The following is a 16,155-nucleotide window of genomic DNA, read 5'->3' as shown; positions in this document are numbered from 1 at the left end:
GAGTCGTTCATCACCACACCAGGAGGACCGCGATGGAATACCGCCCCCTCGGCCGCACCGGGATCCAGGTCAGCCCGTTCGCGCTCGGCGCCATGATGTTCGGCGCGCTCGGCAACCCCGACCACGAGGACTCGGTCAAGATCGTCCACCGGGCGCTCGACGCCGGGATCAACCTCGTCGACACCGCCGACGTCTACTCCGGCGGCGAGTCGGAGGAGATCGTCGGCAAGGCCCTCCAGGGCCGCCGCGACGACGTCGTGCTCGCCACCAAGGCCGGCCTCCCCGTCGGGCACGACCCGCGGGACCCGCAGGCGCGCCCGCGCCCCAACACCTCGGGCGCGTCCCGGCGCTACCTGACCCGGGCGCTCGAGGCCTCGCTGCGCCGGCTGCGCACCGACTACGTGGACGTCTTCCAGGTCCACCGGCCGGACCCGGGGACCGACCTCGAGGAGACCCTCGCGGTGCTCACCGACCTCCAGCGCGAGGGCAAGATCCGCGCGTTCGGCACCTCGTCGATGCCCGCGTCCGACATCGTCCGCGCGCAGTGGGTCGCCGAGCGCCGCGGGCTCGGGCGCCCGCGCACCGAGCAGCCGCCGTACAGCATCCTCGACCGCGGGATCGAGCGCGAGGTCCTCCCGGCCCTGCAGGAGTACGGGATGGGTGCGCTCGTGTGGTCGCCGATGGCGGGCGGGCTCCTCACGGGCCGCTACCGCAAGGGGCAGGCCGCCGGCACGCACCGGTCCCGGTTCGGGTTCCGGCACCTGTCCGACGAGGCCCGCCTCGCCGCGGTCGAGTCCCTCGTGGGCGTCGCCGACGAGGCCGGGATCGCGCTGCGGCACCTGGCGCTCGCGTTCGTCGTCGCGCACCCGGGCGTGTCGGCGGCGCTGATCGGCCCGCGCACCATGGAGCAGCTCGACGACCTGCTCGCCGGCGCCGAGACCGCGCTGAGCGACGACGTCCTCGACCGGATCGACGCGATCGTGCCGCCCGGGACGGACGTCGGGACGCTCGACCAGGCCTACCGGACCCCGGCCCTCACCGCGCCGGCGCTGCGCCGCCGGCCGGTGGCGGAGCGCCGGGCGGCCTGACCCCGCTCGGGGGGCGGTGCGCTCGCCGCCCCCGGGCGGGGCACCGCGGCCGGCGGGCGAGGCGTGGGTGGTCGGCGCGAGGATGGAGCATGCTGCTCGCCGAGGTCGCCGCCACGTCCGACGCCGTCGCCGCCACGCGCTCACGCCTCGCGAAGCGCGCGGCCATCGCCGACCTGCTGCGCCGCGTCGCGGACGACGCGCGGGACGCCGCGCGCGACGAGATCGAGATCGCCGTCGCGTACCTCGCGGGCGAGCTGCGCCAGCGGCGCACGGGGCTCGGGTGGCGCTCGCTGCGCGACCTGCCCTCCCCTGCGCAGGCTCCGAGCCTCACGCTGACCGACGTCGACGCCGCGTTCGCGCGCATGGCCGGGCTCTCGGGTCCCGGCTCGGCGACGGCCCGCCAGGCGGAGGCCGCGACGCTGTTCGGCGCCGCGACCGCGCGCGAGCAGGCCCTCCTCGCGGGACTCGTCTCGGGCGAGCTGCGCCAGGGCGCCCTCGACTCCGTCGTGGTCGACGCCGTCGCCGAGGCCGCGGGGGTCCCCGCGGACGCGGTGCGCCGCGCCGTCATGCTCGCGGGTGCGACGGGACCGGTCGCACGCGCCGCGCTCACCGCCGCGAGCCCCGAGGCCGCGCTCGACGCGCTCGCGACGTTCCGCCTCACCGTCGGCCGCCCCGTGCGGCCGATGCTCGCGCAGTCCGCGCCGGACGTCGCCGCCGCGCTCGACAAGCTCGGCGCCGCTCCCCCGCCCGGCGGTGACGAGGCCGCCGGGACCGGGGACGCGCCGTCGGGCACCCCGGTGGCGGTCGACGTCAAGCTCGACGGCATCCGCGTCCAGGTGCACCGCGACGGCGACGACGTGCGCGTCTTCACGCGCTCGCTCGACGACGTCACCGAGCGCGTCCCGGAGATCGTCGCCGCCGTGCGCGACCTCGGGCCCCGCACGCTCGTGCTCGACGGCGAGGCGCTCGTCGTCGGACCCGACGGCGTCCCGCGCCCCTTCCAGGAGACCGCCGCGCGCTCGGCGACCCAGGGCGAGCGCAGCGCCGCGCAGGAGGCGGAGCTCGCGGCGGCGCTCGAGCTGTCCCCGTTCTTCTTCGACGTGCTGCACGTGGACGGCCGCGACCTGCTCGACGAGCCCCTGCGCGACCGGCTCGCCGTGCTCGACGACGTCACCGGGCGCCACGCCGTCCGCCGCCTCGTCACGGGCGACCCGGACGCCGCGACGACGTTCTTCGAGAGCGCGGTCGCGGAGGGCCAGGAGGGTGTGGTCGTGAAGTCGCTCGACGCGCCCTACGCGGCCGGGCGGCGCGGCGCGGGCTGGGTGAAGGTCAAGCCGCGGCACACGCTCGACCTCGTGGTGCTCGCCGTCGAGAAGGGCTCGGGCCGGCGCAGCGGGTGGCTGTCGAACATCTGGCTCGGCGCGCGCGACCCCGACGGCGGGTTCGTCATGCTCGGCAAGACGTTCAAGGGCATGACGGACGAGATGCTCCAGTGGCAGACCCGCCGGTTCCGCGAGCTGCAGACGTCGGACGACGGGTACGTCGTGCACGTGCGCCCCGAGCAGGTCGTCGAGATCGCGTTCGACGGCCTCCAGCGCTCCACACGCTACCCGGGCGGCCTCGCGCTGCGGTTCGCGCGCGTCGTCCGCTACCGCGACGACAAGACCGCCGCCGAGGCCGACACGATCGAGACCGTCCGGGCGCTCGCCACCTGACGAGGGCCCGGACGCGCGCGTGCCCGCGTCGCGGCACGAGGCCACGACGCGGGCACGCGTCCGGTCGGGTCAGCAGGTCGGGATCGTCACCGTCTGCTCGACCGTCTGCTCGCCGTCCTCGCCCGTCGCGGTCACGGTGACCACGAGGTCGCCCGTCGCCGTCCTGGCCGCGAACGACTGGTACGCGTTCGCACCCGGCGCGACCGCGGCGAACGACTTCGACCCGAGCGCGCTCGCGAGCTGCACGTCCACCGGCCCGTCGGACGTGTTGGTCGCCCGGACCGCGACGTACGGCTTCCCGGCGAGGCAGCGCGGGCTGACCTCGACCGTGACGAGCTCGACGTCGGCCGGCGCCTCCAGTGCGTCGATCGCGCCCTGGAGCGCGAGGCGTGCGTCGCGCAGCGCCTCGTCGGACGCCGACGCGTCGTCGCGCGTCGCGGTCGCCGCCGCGAGCGCGTCGCGGAACGCCTGCCACGACTCGGGGCTGTACCCCTCGTCGGTCAGGGCCTCGGCGCTCGTCACGAGGTTCTCGAGACGACGCCGCTCGGCGGGCACGAGCTGGTCGGTCGCGAGCGCGAGGCGTCGCGCCCGCTCGTCGACCTGCGCCTGGCCGGCGCCGGTGGCGGCGAGCAGCGAGCGCGCCGCGGCGAGCTCGCGCGAGAACACGCGCGCGTCGATCCACACGTACCGCTCGACCTCGGCCTCGAACGCGGCGGCCTCGTCCACGAGGCCCGCGAGCGCGGCGGTGTCCGCGGGCGGGACCTCCGTCTCGTAGGCGTCCGTGAAGAAGGTCATGCTGTCGAGGTTCGCGACGTACGGGTGGTTGGCGTACGCCTCGGTGGACAGGCGCACGAACACCTCGTGCGTGCCGCGCACCGGGGTCGGCAGGTCGACCGTGGCGACGCCGTCCTCGGTCCAGTTCGGGCCCGTCGTCGGCAGCGGCACCGTGACGAACGGCTCGCCCGGGTCGGCCGGGTCGAACTCGTCGAGGTACACCGACAGCGCCGAGTTGTTCCCGGACCGGTTCGAGTTGTGCACGTAGTGGACCGAGAGCTGGTCGAGCGAGCCCGAGCCGAGGTCGATCTCGCCGTACGCGAGCCAGTCCCCGTCCGCGGTGCCGCCGACGTTCGTCACCGGACCGGTCGACCACGTCGACGACTCGTTCTTCAGCCCGCCGCCCGAGTTCTCGGTCCAGGCCTCCGACTCGACGACGACCCTGCTCGGTCCGCCCGGCGCGAACGTCATGCTGTCGAGGTTCGCGACGTACGGGTGGTTGGCGTACGCCTCGGTGGACAGCCGGACGAACACCTCGTGCGTGCCCTGCACCGTCTCCGGCAGGACGATCGTGGCGACGCCGTCCTCGGTCCAGTTCGGGCCCGTCGTGGGCAGCGGCACGGTCGCGAACGGCTCGCCCGGGTTCGCCGGGTCGAACTCGTCGAGGTACACCGACAGCGCCGAGTTGTTCCCGGACCGGCCCGAGTTGTGCACGTAGTGCACGGAGAGCTCGCCGAGCGGCACGTCGCCGAGGTCCACCTCGCCGTACGCGAGCCAGTCGCCGTCCGCGGTGCCACCGACGTTCTTCACCGGACCGGTCGACCACGTGGAGGACTCGTTCTTGAGCCCGCCGCCCGAGTTCTCGGTCCAGTCCTCGGCCTCGATCGTCACCGACTGCGGTGCGCCGGGGGTCGTCGCCGGGTCCTCGGCGTCGAACCGGAACCAGTCGAAGTTGCCGACCCAGCTGCGCCCGGACGGCGCGAGGAGCTCGAACGTCACGACCTTCGCGTCGACGAGCGCCTGGACGTCTCCGAGCGGGACCGTCACCTCGGTGTACTTGCCCCAGCCGCTCGTACCCGTCAGGTCGACGGTCGCGACCACGGGGCCGTCGATCTCGCCCGCGTGCACGCGCACGGTGCTGGGCGTGTCCGTCGGGGCGAAGCTCGTGTCGTACCGGACGGTGAGGAAGCGCGGCTGCGCCGGTCCCGCGGCGGTCTCGAACGTCATGTCGCGGTACTGGACCCACGACCCGGAGCGGACGCCGCCGAGGTTCCCGGACGAGTTGTTCGCCTCGTTCTTCAGCTCGCCGCCGGACCACGCCTCCGACTTCTCGGCCTCGAGCGTGCGGAACCCGCCGCCCGTGAGGTCGAGCGCGTCGATCGCGGCACCGAGCCGGTCCGCGGCGTACCGCAGCGCGACGCTCGTCGCCGCCTCGTCCGCGAGGAGCTCCTGCGCGGTGGACAGCGCGGTGGAGAACCGGTCGAACGTCACGGACGAGTAGTTCCCGTGGCGCACGAGCACCGCGTCGTCGACGAGCTCGGCCAGCGCGTCGCGCTCGGCGGCCGCGACGGACAGGCGCAGCGGCGAGAGCACCGACACACCCTGCCCGCGCAGGGACGCCGCGGCGACGCCGTCGGCGAGGGCCTCGTCACGCAGGTGGACGAAGAACCGCGCGTCGGCGGACGCCGTCCCTGTGAGCGTGACGGTCAGCGCGGTCGGCGACGCGACCGTCACGGCCGCGGTGACGCCGTCGGGCAGCCCGACGACGCTCGCCGCGCCGCTCGCGACGAGGTCCGTGCCGGCGTCCGCGGCGAACCGCGCGCCGTCGAGCGTGAGCGTGACCGCCGCGTCGAGCGCGCCGCCCTCGCCCGTCTCGACCGTGCTCGGGTCGGCGCTCACGCGCGGGCCCTGCGCCGGCTCGTCGGACGCGGTGCTCATCGAGAACGCGGGCTCGGTGCCCGTGCCCCAGTCGCTGGGCTCGGTGCCCATCCGGAACGCGAGGTCGGCGCCCCCGATCACGGTCCGGTAGTCGACCCACGTGTTGCCGAAGTCCGCGCCGTCGAGCGTCGCGGACTGGACGTAGAACGCGTCCTCGGAGACGCCGTCGGCCGTCACCGTGAAGGCGTTGCCGTCGTCGTAGGTGATCGTCGTGGCGTCGAAGAACGGCGAGCCGATCTGGAACTGCGACGAGCCGGCGGTCACCGGGAAGAGCCCGACGGCCGCGGCGACGAACATCGTCGACATGGTGCCGGCGTCGTTGTCCATCGTGGGGAGCATGCCGCGCGGGTCGAGGCGGTAGACCTTCGTCTTCACGGGCGGCGTGAACTCGCCCCCGCCGCTCGGGACCGCGCTGGAGGAGCCGGTCGCGATGTACCGGTTCCAGGTCTCCTTCGTGTAGATCGCGCGCGTCCACTTCTGCGTCAGGCTCGGCTCGCCCGTGTAGTTGAAGAGGTACGGCGCCTGCAGGTCGATCTCGTTCGCGTTCGAGTGCAGCATGGCCTTGCCGTCGTCCGGCGCGTGCTCGCCGAACATGTGGCGCATCGCGAGCCGCGCGGCCTCGGGGCCGCCCATCGCCTCGACGAGCGCGTCCATGTCGTACGCGTCGTACCAGTGGTACTGCCACAGCGTGCCCTGGTACAGGCTCGCCGCCTCGAACTTCTCGTAGTCCGCGCTCTGCCACGAGCCGTCCGCGGCCCGCGGGGTGAGGAGCCCGACGGGCGTGCCGTCGGGGGCGGTCCACGCACCCGGCTTCGTGAGCTTCTCGATCGGCCACGACGCCTGCTCGCGCATCGTCTCCGCCTCGTCCGTCAGGCCGATCGCGTCCGCGACGACCGACAGGCCGTACTGGTCGTAGCCGCGCTGCACCGACGCGCCGGGGTTGCCGGCGACGTAGCCGCGCTCGAGCTCCGCCTCGCTGTACTGCCCGACGAGCCGCTTGAGCGCCGGGTACGCCTCGTCGAGGCGGTCGAAGCCCTCGAAGCCCTTCGCGATCGCGTCGGCGACGACGACGGACGAGCGCTCCCAGCGCACCGTCGGCACCGAGTGCACGAACCCGCCGAGGCCGCTGCCCGTGCCGGTCGCCTCGGCGTCGGCGAACAGGTAGACGAGCGACTGCACCATGTCGCGGTACAGCGCCGGGTCGATGTAGGCGATGACGGAGAACTTGCGGAAGTCGTCCCACGTGGCCCACGAGTCGTAGTACGTGAAGCCCTGCGCGGTGTGCACCGCGCCGTCCACGCCGCGGTACGTGCCGGACGTGCTCGTCGCGTTCATCGGCATCGCGAACATCCGGTACAGGTGCGTGTAGAAGAGCTTCTGCAGCTCGCCCGTCGGGTCGGTCGCGGTCGACGCGTCGATCGCGACGCGCCCCAGCGTCGCGTTCCACTCGGCGCGCGTGCGGTCACGGACCTCGTCGAACGACAGGTCGCCGAGCTCGACCTGCTGGTCGGTCCGCGCCTGCTCGACGCTCACCGGCGACAGCGTGACCTGGAGCCCCACCTCGCCCGCGTCGGACGGGTCGAACGTGAGGATCGCGCCGGTGTCGCGGCCGTCCTGCGACGTCGCGTCCACCAGCTTGTCGTCGTCGCCCCACGTCGTGACCCCCGCGACGGGCTGGAGCGTGCGCGCGTAGTAGTACAGCGTGTACGACGCGTTGTAGAAGTAGCCGGTGACGTGACCGCTCAGCGCGGCGGTGCCGTCGTCGAGCGTCTCGACCTCGACGGACGACGTGGTGCGGCTCGTGTTGTTGGTCTCGAGGTCCACGACGAGGCTCGGCGTGACGCCCTCGGGGAACGCGTAGCGGTGGACGCCGGAGCGCGTCGTCGCCGCGACCTCGGCCTCGATGGTCCCGGGCGCGGTGGTGATCGCGCCGTCCGTGCCTGCGACGTTCCCGAGCCCGACCGAGTAGTAGCCCGGGCCGGCCTCCTCGTCGTCGTGCGAGAACGGGTGCGCGTACGTGCCGGTGCCGGGCCGGGCGGTGTACGTGCCCGAGGTCGGGACCACGAGGATGTCGCCGCCGCCCCCCGAGCCGCCGACGCCGTCGAGGTTGGTGTGCGTGAAGCCGGAGATCTTCGACTGTGCGTAGTCGTAGCCGGTGTTGTTGCGGCCCGGCGTGGTGCGCGGGTTGACCTTGGCGAGGCCGTTCGGCGCCTGGGCCGCGGGCATGTCGTTGCCGAAGTCGCCCTCGGTGCCGACGAAGACGTCGACGAGCGACGCGAGGTCGTCCGTCGTGGCGGTCGTGGCGGGGGCTGCCGAGGCCGTGCCGGGAAGCACACCGACGGCGAGCGTCGCGGCGAGCGCGCCGGCGACGGCGCTGCTCAGCAGGCCGGGCCGACGACGGAGGGGTGCGGGGTGGTCCCCACGGGATCTGACAGCGCTGTCAAGACGCGCGGCGGGTGTTCTGGCCACGTGGACTCTCCTTGGGGGGTCGTGCCGAGGCTGCTTCGCCTCGAAAGCACACCGTACGTGGCGCGCGTCACGACCTCAAGACGCGCCCGCGTTCCTCACCCGGTCGAGAGCGCCGGAAAGAAGTCCGTCGCGGGTGCATCCGAACCGGCGTCCCCGCCGGAAGAGGGGGTGTCAACAGCTCGACCGCCCGGCACCGGCCCGGGCCCGCACACCGGAGGACACCATGCACCGCACCGCACGACGCAGCGTCGCGATCGCAGGGGCGACCAGCCTCGTCGCACTCGGGGCCCTCGCGCTCCCCGCCCAGGCCGCCACCGACGACGGCGCCTCCCTGTCCGTCCTGCACGGCGTGCCCGACACCCCCGTGGACGTGTGGGTGGACGGCGAGCTCACGCTCGACGACTTCCAGCCCGGCGACCTCGCCGGCCCGCTCGACCTGCCCGCCGGCTCCTACAGCGTCGCGATCACGGCGCCCGACGCCGCGGACGCGAGCGAGCCCGTCATCGGCCCGGTCGACCTCCGGCTCGAGGGCGGCACGAGCTACACGGCCGTCGCCCACCTCGACGCGGCCGGCGCGCCGACCGCGACGCTCTTCACCAACTCGACCGAGCCGACGGCGGCCGGCGCGGGCCGGCTGACCGTGCGCCACGTCGCGGCCGCCCCCGCGGTCGACGTGCTCGCGGGCGGCGAGGCCGTGGTCACGAGCCTCGAGAACCCGAAGGAGGCCGTGCTCGACCTCCCGGCCGGGACCGTCTCCGCGTCGGTCGCCGCCGCGGGCACGACCGAGCCGGTGCTCGGTCCGGCCGACGTCACGGTCGCCGAGGGCGTCAACACGATCGCCTACGCGTGGGGCAGCCTCGAGGACGGCACGCTCGCGCTCGCGACGCAGACCGTCGAGGGCCTGCACTCCGCGCCGTCGGGCGTCCCGGCGGGCCTCTCGGGCCTCGCGGCCGAGTCGCCGAGCAGCACCGCCACGGGCGTCGCGATCACCGTCGGCGCGTCGCTCGTCGCGCTCCTCGTCGTCGCCGCGTCCGTCATGGCGGCGCGCTCGTGGCGCGAGCAGCACGCGCACGCGGGCCGCGACAACCGCTCCGCATGACCCTGCGCACGCACGCCGGTCCCGCGCACCCCGCCCGGGGTGCGCGGGCCGGCCTCCGCACCTTCCTGGGGGCGGTGCTCGTCACCGCAGCGGTCGTCGCCGGATGCTCCCCGCCGTCCGGCGACGAGGCGGCCGACGCGCCAGCGAGCCCGTCGGCCGCCACCCCGCCCGCCCCGCCCCCCCCTCCGGGGCGGGGCGGGGGCCGCGTCGCCCTCGCCCGCCACGTCAGTCCCGGTGCGACCGGCCCGCGACGTGCCCGAGCCCGCGCCGCCCGCGCCCACGCGCGTCGTCGTCGCCGACCTCGGGATCGACCTGCCCGTCGAGCCGGCGGGCGTCGACCCCGACGGGCGGATGGCGCTCCCGGGGAGCGGCGACGTCGCGGCCTGGTACCGGTTCGGCCCGGCACCCGCGAGCCCCGCCGGCGCGACGGTCGTCGCCGCCCACGTGGACGACCCGGACGGCGTGGGGCCGTTCGCCCGGCTCGCGGAGGCCGCGGAGGGCACGAGCGTCGAGGTCGTGGACGCGACGGGCACCTCCTTCACCTACACGGTGACGGACGTGCGGAGCATCGCGAAGCCCGAGGTGCCCCTCGACGAGCTCTTCGACCGCGACGGCGAGCGCCGCCTCGTGCTCGTGACCTGCGGGGGCCGGTGGGACCCGGACCGCCGGTCCTACTCGGACAACGTCGTGGTCACCGCGACGCCCGAACAATGACCGCGCCCCGGCTGCCCGTCGCCGAGCGTTCGACGAGCGCGCGGGCAGCACGGGGCTACGATCGCTGGACACCGCTTGCCGCACCCGCCCAGGCGGCCGGCGCCGACCCCCGAGGACCCGTCCTGAACCCGACCGACACCGGGCCGTCCGACCCGGACCTGTGGCGCCTCGGGCGCGCCTTCGCGGACGGCGACGAGCAGGCGCTCGCCGAGGCCTACCGGCGGTGGTCCGCGCTCGTCCACACGATCGCCCTGCGCTCGCTCGGCTCGCGCGCCGACGCCGAGGACGTGACGCAGCAGGTGTTCGTCGCGGCGTGGCGCGGGCGGGCCCGGTTCGACCCGGACACGGCGCGACTGCCCGCGTGGCTCGTCGGGATCACGCGCCACACCGTGGCCGACGCGCACGAGTCCCGCACCCGGGTCCGCCGGTCCCAGGAGGCCGTCGCGGCGACGACGGACCCGCGTCCCACCGTGGCCGAGGACACCGACGTCGGCCGCGTCGCGGACCGGGTCGTGCTGTCCGACGAGCTGCGGCGGCTCGGCGACCCGGGACGGACGATCCTGGAGCTGGCGTTCTTCCGCGACCTCACCCACGTGCAGATCGCCGAGGAGCTGGGGCTCCCGCTCGGTACGGTCAAGAGTCACGTGCGACGAAGCCTGATCCGGCTGCGCGACCGATTGGAGGTGGACGGTGCAGCACATCGATGACGAGACCCTCGCGCTCCTCGCGCTCGGCGAGGACGTGCTCGACGACGACGCGCGCGCCCACCTGTCCGCCTGCGCGCGGTGCGCCGAGACGGTCGCCGGGTTCACGCGCGTGGCAAGCACGTTCGACGGCGCGGACGCGCCCGACGCCCTCGACGCGCCCTCCCCCGCCGTGTGGTCCCGCGTGCACGCCGAGCTCGGCCTGACCGCGGTGGGCGCCGACCTCGACGCCCCGCCGCCCGGCCCGGCTCCGGCCTCGGCGCCCGCCGCCCCGGCGTTCGCCGCTCCCGGGCGCACGCCCGGCGACGGCCCCGACCGGCCGGGCGGACCCGTCCCCGGACGGGGCGAGTCCCGCGGGCGGGGCACCGCGGACGCGGGCACGACGGGCGTCGTCGTCCCGTTCGAGCCGCGGCGCCGGCGCCGCTGGGTGCCCGCCACCGCCGCGGCGTGCGCCGCGCTCCTCGTCGGCGTGGCCGGCGGCGTCCTGTGGGAGCGTCGCGAGGCCGAGCCACCCGAGACGACCGTCGCGAGCGCGACGCTCGACGCGCTGCCCGACTGGCAGGGTGCGAGCGGCGACGCGCGCGTCGAGGAGCGGCCCGACGGTCGGCGGCAGGTCGTCGTCACCCTCGACGCCCCCGCGCCCGACGGCACCTACCGCGAGGTGTGGCTGCTCGCCGAGGACCTCAGCGGCCTCGTGAGCCTCGGCGTGCTCGACGGCACGGAGGGCCGCTTCGACGTGCCCGACGGCCTCGACCTCGCGCAGTTCCCCGTGGTCGACGTCTCCGAGGAGCACTTCGACGGCGACCCGTCGCACTCGGGCGACTCCGTGGTCCGGGGGCCGCTCGACGTCTAACCCGTCCCGGCCGTCCCGCCGGAGCGGCGACGGAGCACGAGCAGGACCCCCGCGACGACGAACGCCGCGCCGAGACCCGCCACGGCGGCGAGGTCGGCACCCGTCCTGGGTAGCGGGCCCGACGACGATCCCGGACCCGGGGCAGGCCCGGGTGACGGCGGGCCGCTCGGCGCCGCGACGGGGACGGTCACGGTCGACGGCGCGGACTCGACGACCGTCCCGAGGGGGTCGGTCGCGCTCGCGGTGGCGGTGTTGCGGACGTGGCCGCGCGCCGCGTCGGCGGCGGTGACCACGTGGCCGGGTGCGGTGCAGGTGGTGGTCGCGGCGGGCAGCAGCGTCGTGCTCGCGCACGTGACGGGCCCCGCCGTCGCGTCCGCGACGGCGGCGTCGGCGAGCGTCGCGTTCCCCGTGTTGGCCACGACGAACCGCCACTCGACCGTGTCGCCCACCGAGACCCGGCCGTCCGCGTCGGCGTCGACCACGGTGGCGGTCTTCGTCAGGGCGAGCGCCGGCCGCGAGGGTACGGGCAGCGCCAGGCGCGCCTCGGCCGACCGCGTGACCACGGTGGAGGCCGGCGCCGTCGCCTCGGCGACGGCGGCGTTGACGAAGCCCCCGGCGTCGACGTCCTCCTGCTGCACGACGTAGGTGGTCGTGCACGTGGTGCCCTCCCCGGGCTCGAGCCGCGTCAGCGCGCACGTGGGGGGCGCGAGCGTCCCCGCCCCCGTGAAGTCCGTCTCGACGACCGTCAGGCCCTCGAGCGGGAGCTGCCCGGTGTTGACGACCTCGTACGTGTAGTCGACCTGCGACCCGGCGCCCAGGACGACGACCGGCAGCCCGTCGGCCGTCGCCGACTTCGTCAGGGCCAGCGACGTGGGGAGCACGTCCGCGACGGCGGTCGCGGTCCCCCCGCCGCATCCCGTGGCACAGCCCGGCGTGGTCGGCGTGACGGTGGCCGCGTTCGTGGCGTCGCCGACGGCCTGTGCGGTGCCGGTGAGGACGAACGTGGCCTCCTGCCCCGGGTCGAGGCCGAGCGTGCCCGTCACGGTGCCGTCGGCGACGGCGACGGTGCACACGCCGTCGGCGCTCGCGGAGCACGTCGCCTCGGTGACCGCGACGGTGCCGGGTGGCGTGTCGAGCAGGGTCGCCGTCCCGGGCGCGAGGCCGTCGTTGCGGACCGTGACGGTGTAGGTCACGGGCTGGCCGACGGCGACCTGCGCCGGCGCGGCCGTCTTCGTCTGCGCGAAGAGCGGGCCGGCGACGGCGAACGGCAGGGTCGCGGTGTTGTTGCTCGTGTCCGGGTCGGTCGCGCCCCCGTCGAGCTGGACGGGCGTGCCGTCCTGCCCCACGGTCCCGGCGTCGAGGTCCGTGGGGACGACGGCCTCGTTGGCGTAGTCCGCGGGCGGGGCGTCCGGGGCGACGGTGCCGGTGACGAGGAGCTGCACGCCGCTGCCCGCCGCGGCGACCCAGTCGGCCTGCACCACGGGCCCCGTGCCGCCCGGCGTCCCGCACTCGGCGTCGCCCACCGGGGTGCAGGTCCAGGCGACGTCCGCGATCGGGAGGTCCGAGAGGTCGTCGAGCACGCGGGCGACGCCGTCGGGCGGGTCGCCGATCGCCGTGGGCCCCTCGTTCGTCGCGGTCACGACGAACGAGACCGGGTCCCCGGGCAGGAACGTCCCGGGCGGCAGGTCCGGGCGCCCGGGCGTCCCGGGCGCGAGCGACGTGGTGATGCTCGCGTCGGCGAGGGCGGTCACGCGGATGTCGCGGATGTCGTGGAAGTTCGTCGCCCCGCCGGTCGACGCCCCGAAGCCGAGCTTCAGCGTCGGTGCCGGGTCGACCTGGCCCGGGACGGACGCGATGTCCGTCTGCAGGACCTCGGTGAGCGCGCCGTAGGGCTGCTCCTTGGGCGTGGGGGCGCTGAGGTAGACCGTGACGACGCGCGAGTCGCCCTGCGGCAGCACGACGACGCGCAGGTGCCGGTAGTGCGAGCCGTCGACGTCCGCCGGGTCCGCCGTCGAGCCGGTGACCCCGGTCCACAGGCCGGGCACGGGCGCCCCGTCGATCCACGGGTAGCTCGCCTCCGCGTCGCAGGGCTGCGTCCCGGAGCCGCGGATGCCGAGCGTCGACGGGCTCACGCCGGGACCGCCGTCCGCGAAGGCCGTGGGGCGGGCGTAGTTGCCGTACACGTCGAGCCCGATGCCCATGTACCCGCCCACGACGCCGCACGTGACCTCGTTGCCCGCGTACCCGAGCCCGCCCCCGAACGCGCCGGGGCTGACGTCCACCGCGCCGTCGACCAGGTACACCGACATCCCGTCCCCGGTCCGGCACCCGGCGGCGCCCTGGCAGTGCTGGTTGCCGCCGGCCTGGCGGTAGTCGACGTCGATCGTGAAGCCGGTCGTGGCGGGGAACGGCACGTCCCACAGCAGGCTCGTCGCCAGGTTGCCGCGGTTGTCGGTCAGCCGCATCCACCCGTCCCCGGTGTACGTGCCACCCGGGTTGTCGACCCCGCTGACCGCGCGGTCCCACGCCTCGTTCAGCTCGCCCGGCGTCCCGGTGGTGTCGTCGGCGATCGGGAAGGGCGGGATGGCGACGGCGGTGGGCGCCGGGACCAGGACGGCGGCGAGGGCGAGCGCGACCGTGCCGAGCACGACCCCGCGCAACGACCGGTTGCGGAACATCCGATCGGCCTCCTCGCCGACGGGGGCCACCCGCGGCGAACCCCTCGTCTACCAGAGTGGCGCAGCGGCGGCGGATCGCCAAGAGCGGGCCGAGGTGCTCGCTGCCGACGGCGGCTCACGCCGGGCGGCTGCCGAGGCCGTCGAGGCGATCGAGCCAGAGCCGGACCGGCCCGAGGGACACGAGCCCGGAGCCCGCGCCGGCGAGCTCGTCGGGTGTGCGCGCGAGGGCGCGGCGGGCGCGCCGCGCGAGGTCGGCGTCGCCGAGCCGCGCGGCGGTCTCGGCGGCGAGCGCCCACCGCAGCTCGCGCAGGTGGTCGGCGGGCGGCTCGGGCGCCGCGCGCGCGAGGTCCGCGGCGGCGTCGCGGTCGCCCGCGTCGAGCGCGAGCAGCGGCTCGACCCACGGCGCGTACGGGCCGTCGGCGGCGATCCCCGTGAGCGTGCGCCCGTGCCGCAGCCGGACGGTGAGCAGCGCGAGCGGCAGGAGACCGTCGCGCACGCCCGGCATGCGCACCCCGGCGAGGAGGTCGTCGGCCGCGCGGTACGCGCGCGCCGCGGCGTCGGGCGGGGCGGTCTCGGCGTCGCGCATCGCCCGGTACCACGCGGTGAGCATGGGCACGACGGGCGACTCGTAGCCCGCGGCGACGTCCTCGGCGGCCGCGGCGTGCGCGTCGGCGTCGGCGAAGCGCCCGGCCCCGGCGGCGGCCTGCATCCGGACGAGGTGCCCGAGGATCGCGAACGTCGGCAGGTCGTGCGCGTCCGCGAGCCCGACGAGCTCGGCCCCGACGCGCTCGCGCTCGGCGCCCGCGCCGGGCCGCTGGAACGACTGGAGGAACCGCGCGTTGAGGGCGAGCGCGAGCGTGCCCGGGTCGCCGAGGTCGCGCGCGAGGCCCACGGCCTCCTCGGCCGCGGCCCACGCCCACGCGTCGCGCGTGCCCCGGTGCTCGATCCCGACGACGGCGAGCAGGCGCGCGCGCAGCGCGGCGCTCGCGTCCGGGCCGAGGCGGCGCAGCGTCCGACGCGCGACGCCGACGAGCGCGTCCGCCGCGGCGGGGTCGTCGCTGCGGGTCCACACCGCCGGGACGTCGTACGCGGTGACGATGCGCGCGGTGAGCACCGGGTCGCCGCTCGCCTCGGCCGCGAGCGCCGCCGCGACCCGCTGCTGCTGCGCGGTCGCGAGGTGGTCTCCCCCGGCGATCGCGAGCGTCCGCGCGACGTCGACCGTGGAGCGCAGGTGGGTGCGCGACCCGGTGGGCGCGGTGACGGCGAGGCGCGGCCCCGGCGTCGGGCCGTCGAGCGCGGGCGCGTGGTCGAGCACGTCGCGCTCGAGGCGCGCGAGCTCGGGCCCGGGGTCGAGGCCGAGGTCGTCGGCGAGACGGCGGCGCGCGCGGCGCAGCACGTCGAGCGCGTCGGCCTGCCGACCCTCGCGGTACAGGGCGAGGGCGAGCAGGGCCCAGGCCCGCTCGCGCCACGGGTGCGCGGCGGCGTGCGCGTCGAGCGTGGCGACGGCCCGTGCCGTGCGGCCCTCGGCGAGCAGGCCCTCCGCGAGCGCCTCGACCGCGCGTGCGTGCACCTGCGCGAGGTGCCGACGCTCGGCGAGCACCCACGCCCGGTCCGGCAGGTCGCCGTACGGCTCCCCGCGCCACGCCGCGACGGCGTCCTCCAGCGCGCGCGTCGTGCCCGACGCCGCGTCGGCCGCGGGCGGCGACGACGCCCGGGCGACGGCCTCCTCCAGGCGCGCGGCGTCGAGCGCGTCGTCCGGGAGCCGCAGCGCGTAGCCGCCGTGCACGGTGACGAGGACCCGCGGGGGCGTGCGCGGGGCGCGGTCGGGCTCCAGGCGGCGACGCAGGTCGCCGACGAACGTCGCGAGCGCGCCGCGCCGGTCGCCGGTCCCCGCGCCGGGCTGGTCCCACAGGTCGTCGGCGAGCCGGTCGAACGGCACGGGGCGCCCTCGGGCGGCGGCCAGGCGCGCGAGGAGCTCGCGCTGGCGCGGCCCGCCCGGGTCGACCTCCGCGCCGTCGCGCAGCACGCGGACGGGCCCGAGCACCTCGACGCGCAGCTCCACCCCGCCATTCTCGCCGCACCCGCACCCGCACGGCGCGACCGCGGGCCGGTCGGCCCGCGGC

General features: G+C 76.2%; 9 protein-coding genes. 6 read left to right on the top strand and 3 right to left on the bottom strand.

Annotated features, from left to right (window positions below):
* Positions 1–32 precede the first annotated feature (32 nt).
* Together GYH36_RS01450 and GYH36_RS01445 are read left to right on the top strand one after the other, a co-directional pair.
* Positions 33–1,088 carry an aldo/keto reductase gene (locus GYH36_RS01450; protein WP_115941479.1) on the top strand — a complete coding sequence of 352 codons (1,056 nt, stop codon included), beginning with the start codon at positions 33–35 and terminating at the stop codon, positions 1,086–1,088.
* A gap of 89 nt (positions 1,089–1,177) precedes the next feature.
* Positions 1,178–2,803, top strand: coding sequence for an ATP-dependent DNA ligase (locus tag GYH36_RS01445; RefSeq protein WP_162288900.1), 1,626 nt, complete (start codon positions 1,178–1,180; stop codon positions 2,801–2,803).
* Between the two features lie 69 nt (positions 2,804–2,872).
* On the opposite strand, the gene GYH36_RS01440 is transcribed toward GYH36_RS01445, so the two are convergent.
* Positions 2,873–7,984, bottom strand: coding sequence for a glycoside hydrolase domain-containing protein (locus GYH36_RS01440; protein WP_162288899.1), 5,112 nt, complete (start codon positions 7,982–7,984; stop codon positions 2,873–2,875).
* A gap of 223 nt (positions 7,985–8,207) precedes the next feature.
* Here GYH36_RS01440 and GYH36_RS01435 point away from each other — a divergent pair, with 223 nt between their 5' ends.
* The 4 genes from GYH36_RS01435 to GYH36_RS01420 all read left to right on the top strand — a co-directional run bounded on the left by GYH36_RS01435 (position 8,208) and on the right by GYH36_RS01420 (position 11,354).
* Positions 8,208–9,083, top strand: coding sequence for a DUF4397 domain-containing protein (locus GYH36_RS01435; RefSeq protein WP_115941482.1), 876 nt, complete (start codon positions 8,208–8,210; stop codon positions 9,081–9,083).
* Between the two features lie 252 nt (positions 9,084–9,335).
* Positions 9,336–9,797 carry a class F sortase gene (locus GYH36_RS01430; RefSeq protein ID WP_162288898.1) on the top strand — a complete coding sequence of 154 codons (462 nt, stop codon included), beginning with the start codon at positions 9,336–9,338 and terminating at the stop codon, positions 9,795–9,797.
* Positions 9,794–10,504, top strand: coding sequence for an RNA polymerase sigma factor (locus tag GYH36_RS01425; protein ID WP_155098162.1), 711 nt, complete (start codon positions 9,794–9,796; stop codon positions 10,502–10,504). Before GYH36_RS01430 ends, GYH36_RS01425 begins: the two co-directional genes overlap by 4 nt.
* On the top strand, positions 10,488–11,354 hold the full coding sequence (locus GYH36_RS01420; RefSeq protein WP_312028455.1) for an anti-sigma factor: 867 nt from the start codon (positions 10,488–10,490) through the stop codon (positions 11,352–11,354). Before GYH36_RS01425 ends, GYH36_RS01420 begins: the two co-directional genes overlap by 17 nt.
* Here the strand turns inward: GYH36_RS01420 and GYH36_RS01415 are convergent.
* Entirely contained in the window at positions 11,351–14,032 is a 2,682-nt protein-coding gene (locus tag GYH36_RS01415) for a CLIPPER-2 domain-containing protein (RefSeq protein WP_162288897.1), read from the bottom strand. The two genes, GYH36_RS01420 and GYH36_RS01415, sit on opposite strands and share 4 nt — an antisense overlap.
* A 115-nt stretch (positions 14,033–14,147) precedes the next feature.
* Positions 14,148–16,094, bottom strand: a complete 1,947-nt coding sequence (locus tag GYH36_RS01410; RefSeq protein WP_312028454.1) for an AfsR/SARP family transcriptional regulator — start codon at positions 16,092–16,094, stop codon at positions 14,148–14,150.
* Positions 16,095–16,155: the final 61 nt, after the last annotated feature.

It is taken from the genome of Cellulosimicrobium composti (assembly GCF_010287905.1).
GTDB lineage: Bacteria > Actinomycetota > Actinomycetes > Actinomycetales > Cellulomonadaceae > Cellulosimicrobium > Cellulosimicrobium composti.
Note: the sequence above shows the minus strand (reverse complement) of the source record. Positions and strands in the feature narration are given on the sequence as shown.

Coding starts and splice junctions, on each gene's coding strand:
- GYH36_RS01450 (WP_115941479.1), top strand. CDS start 33: ATGGAATACCGCCCCCTCGGCCGCACCGGGATCCAGGTCAGCCCGTTC.
- GYH36_RS01445 (WP_162288900.1), top strand. CDS start 1,178: ATGCTGCTCGCCGAGGTCGCCGCCACGTCCGACGCCGTCGCCGCCACG.
- GYH36_RS01435 (WP_115941482.1), top strand. CDS start 8,208: ATGCACCGCACCGCACGACGCAGCGTCGCGATCGCAGGGGCGACCAGC.
- GYH36_RS01425 (WP_155098162.1), top strand. CDS start 9,794: ATGACCGCGCCCCGGCTGCCCGTCGCCGAGCGTTCGACGAGCGCGCGG.
- GYH36_RS01415 (WP_162288897.1), bottom strand. CDS start 14,032: ATGTTCCGCAACCGGTCGTTGCGCGGGGTCGTGCTCGGCACGGTCGCG.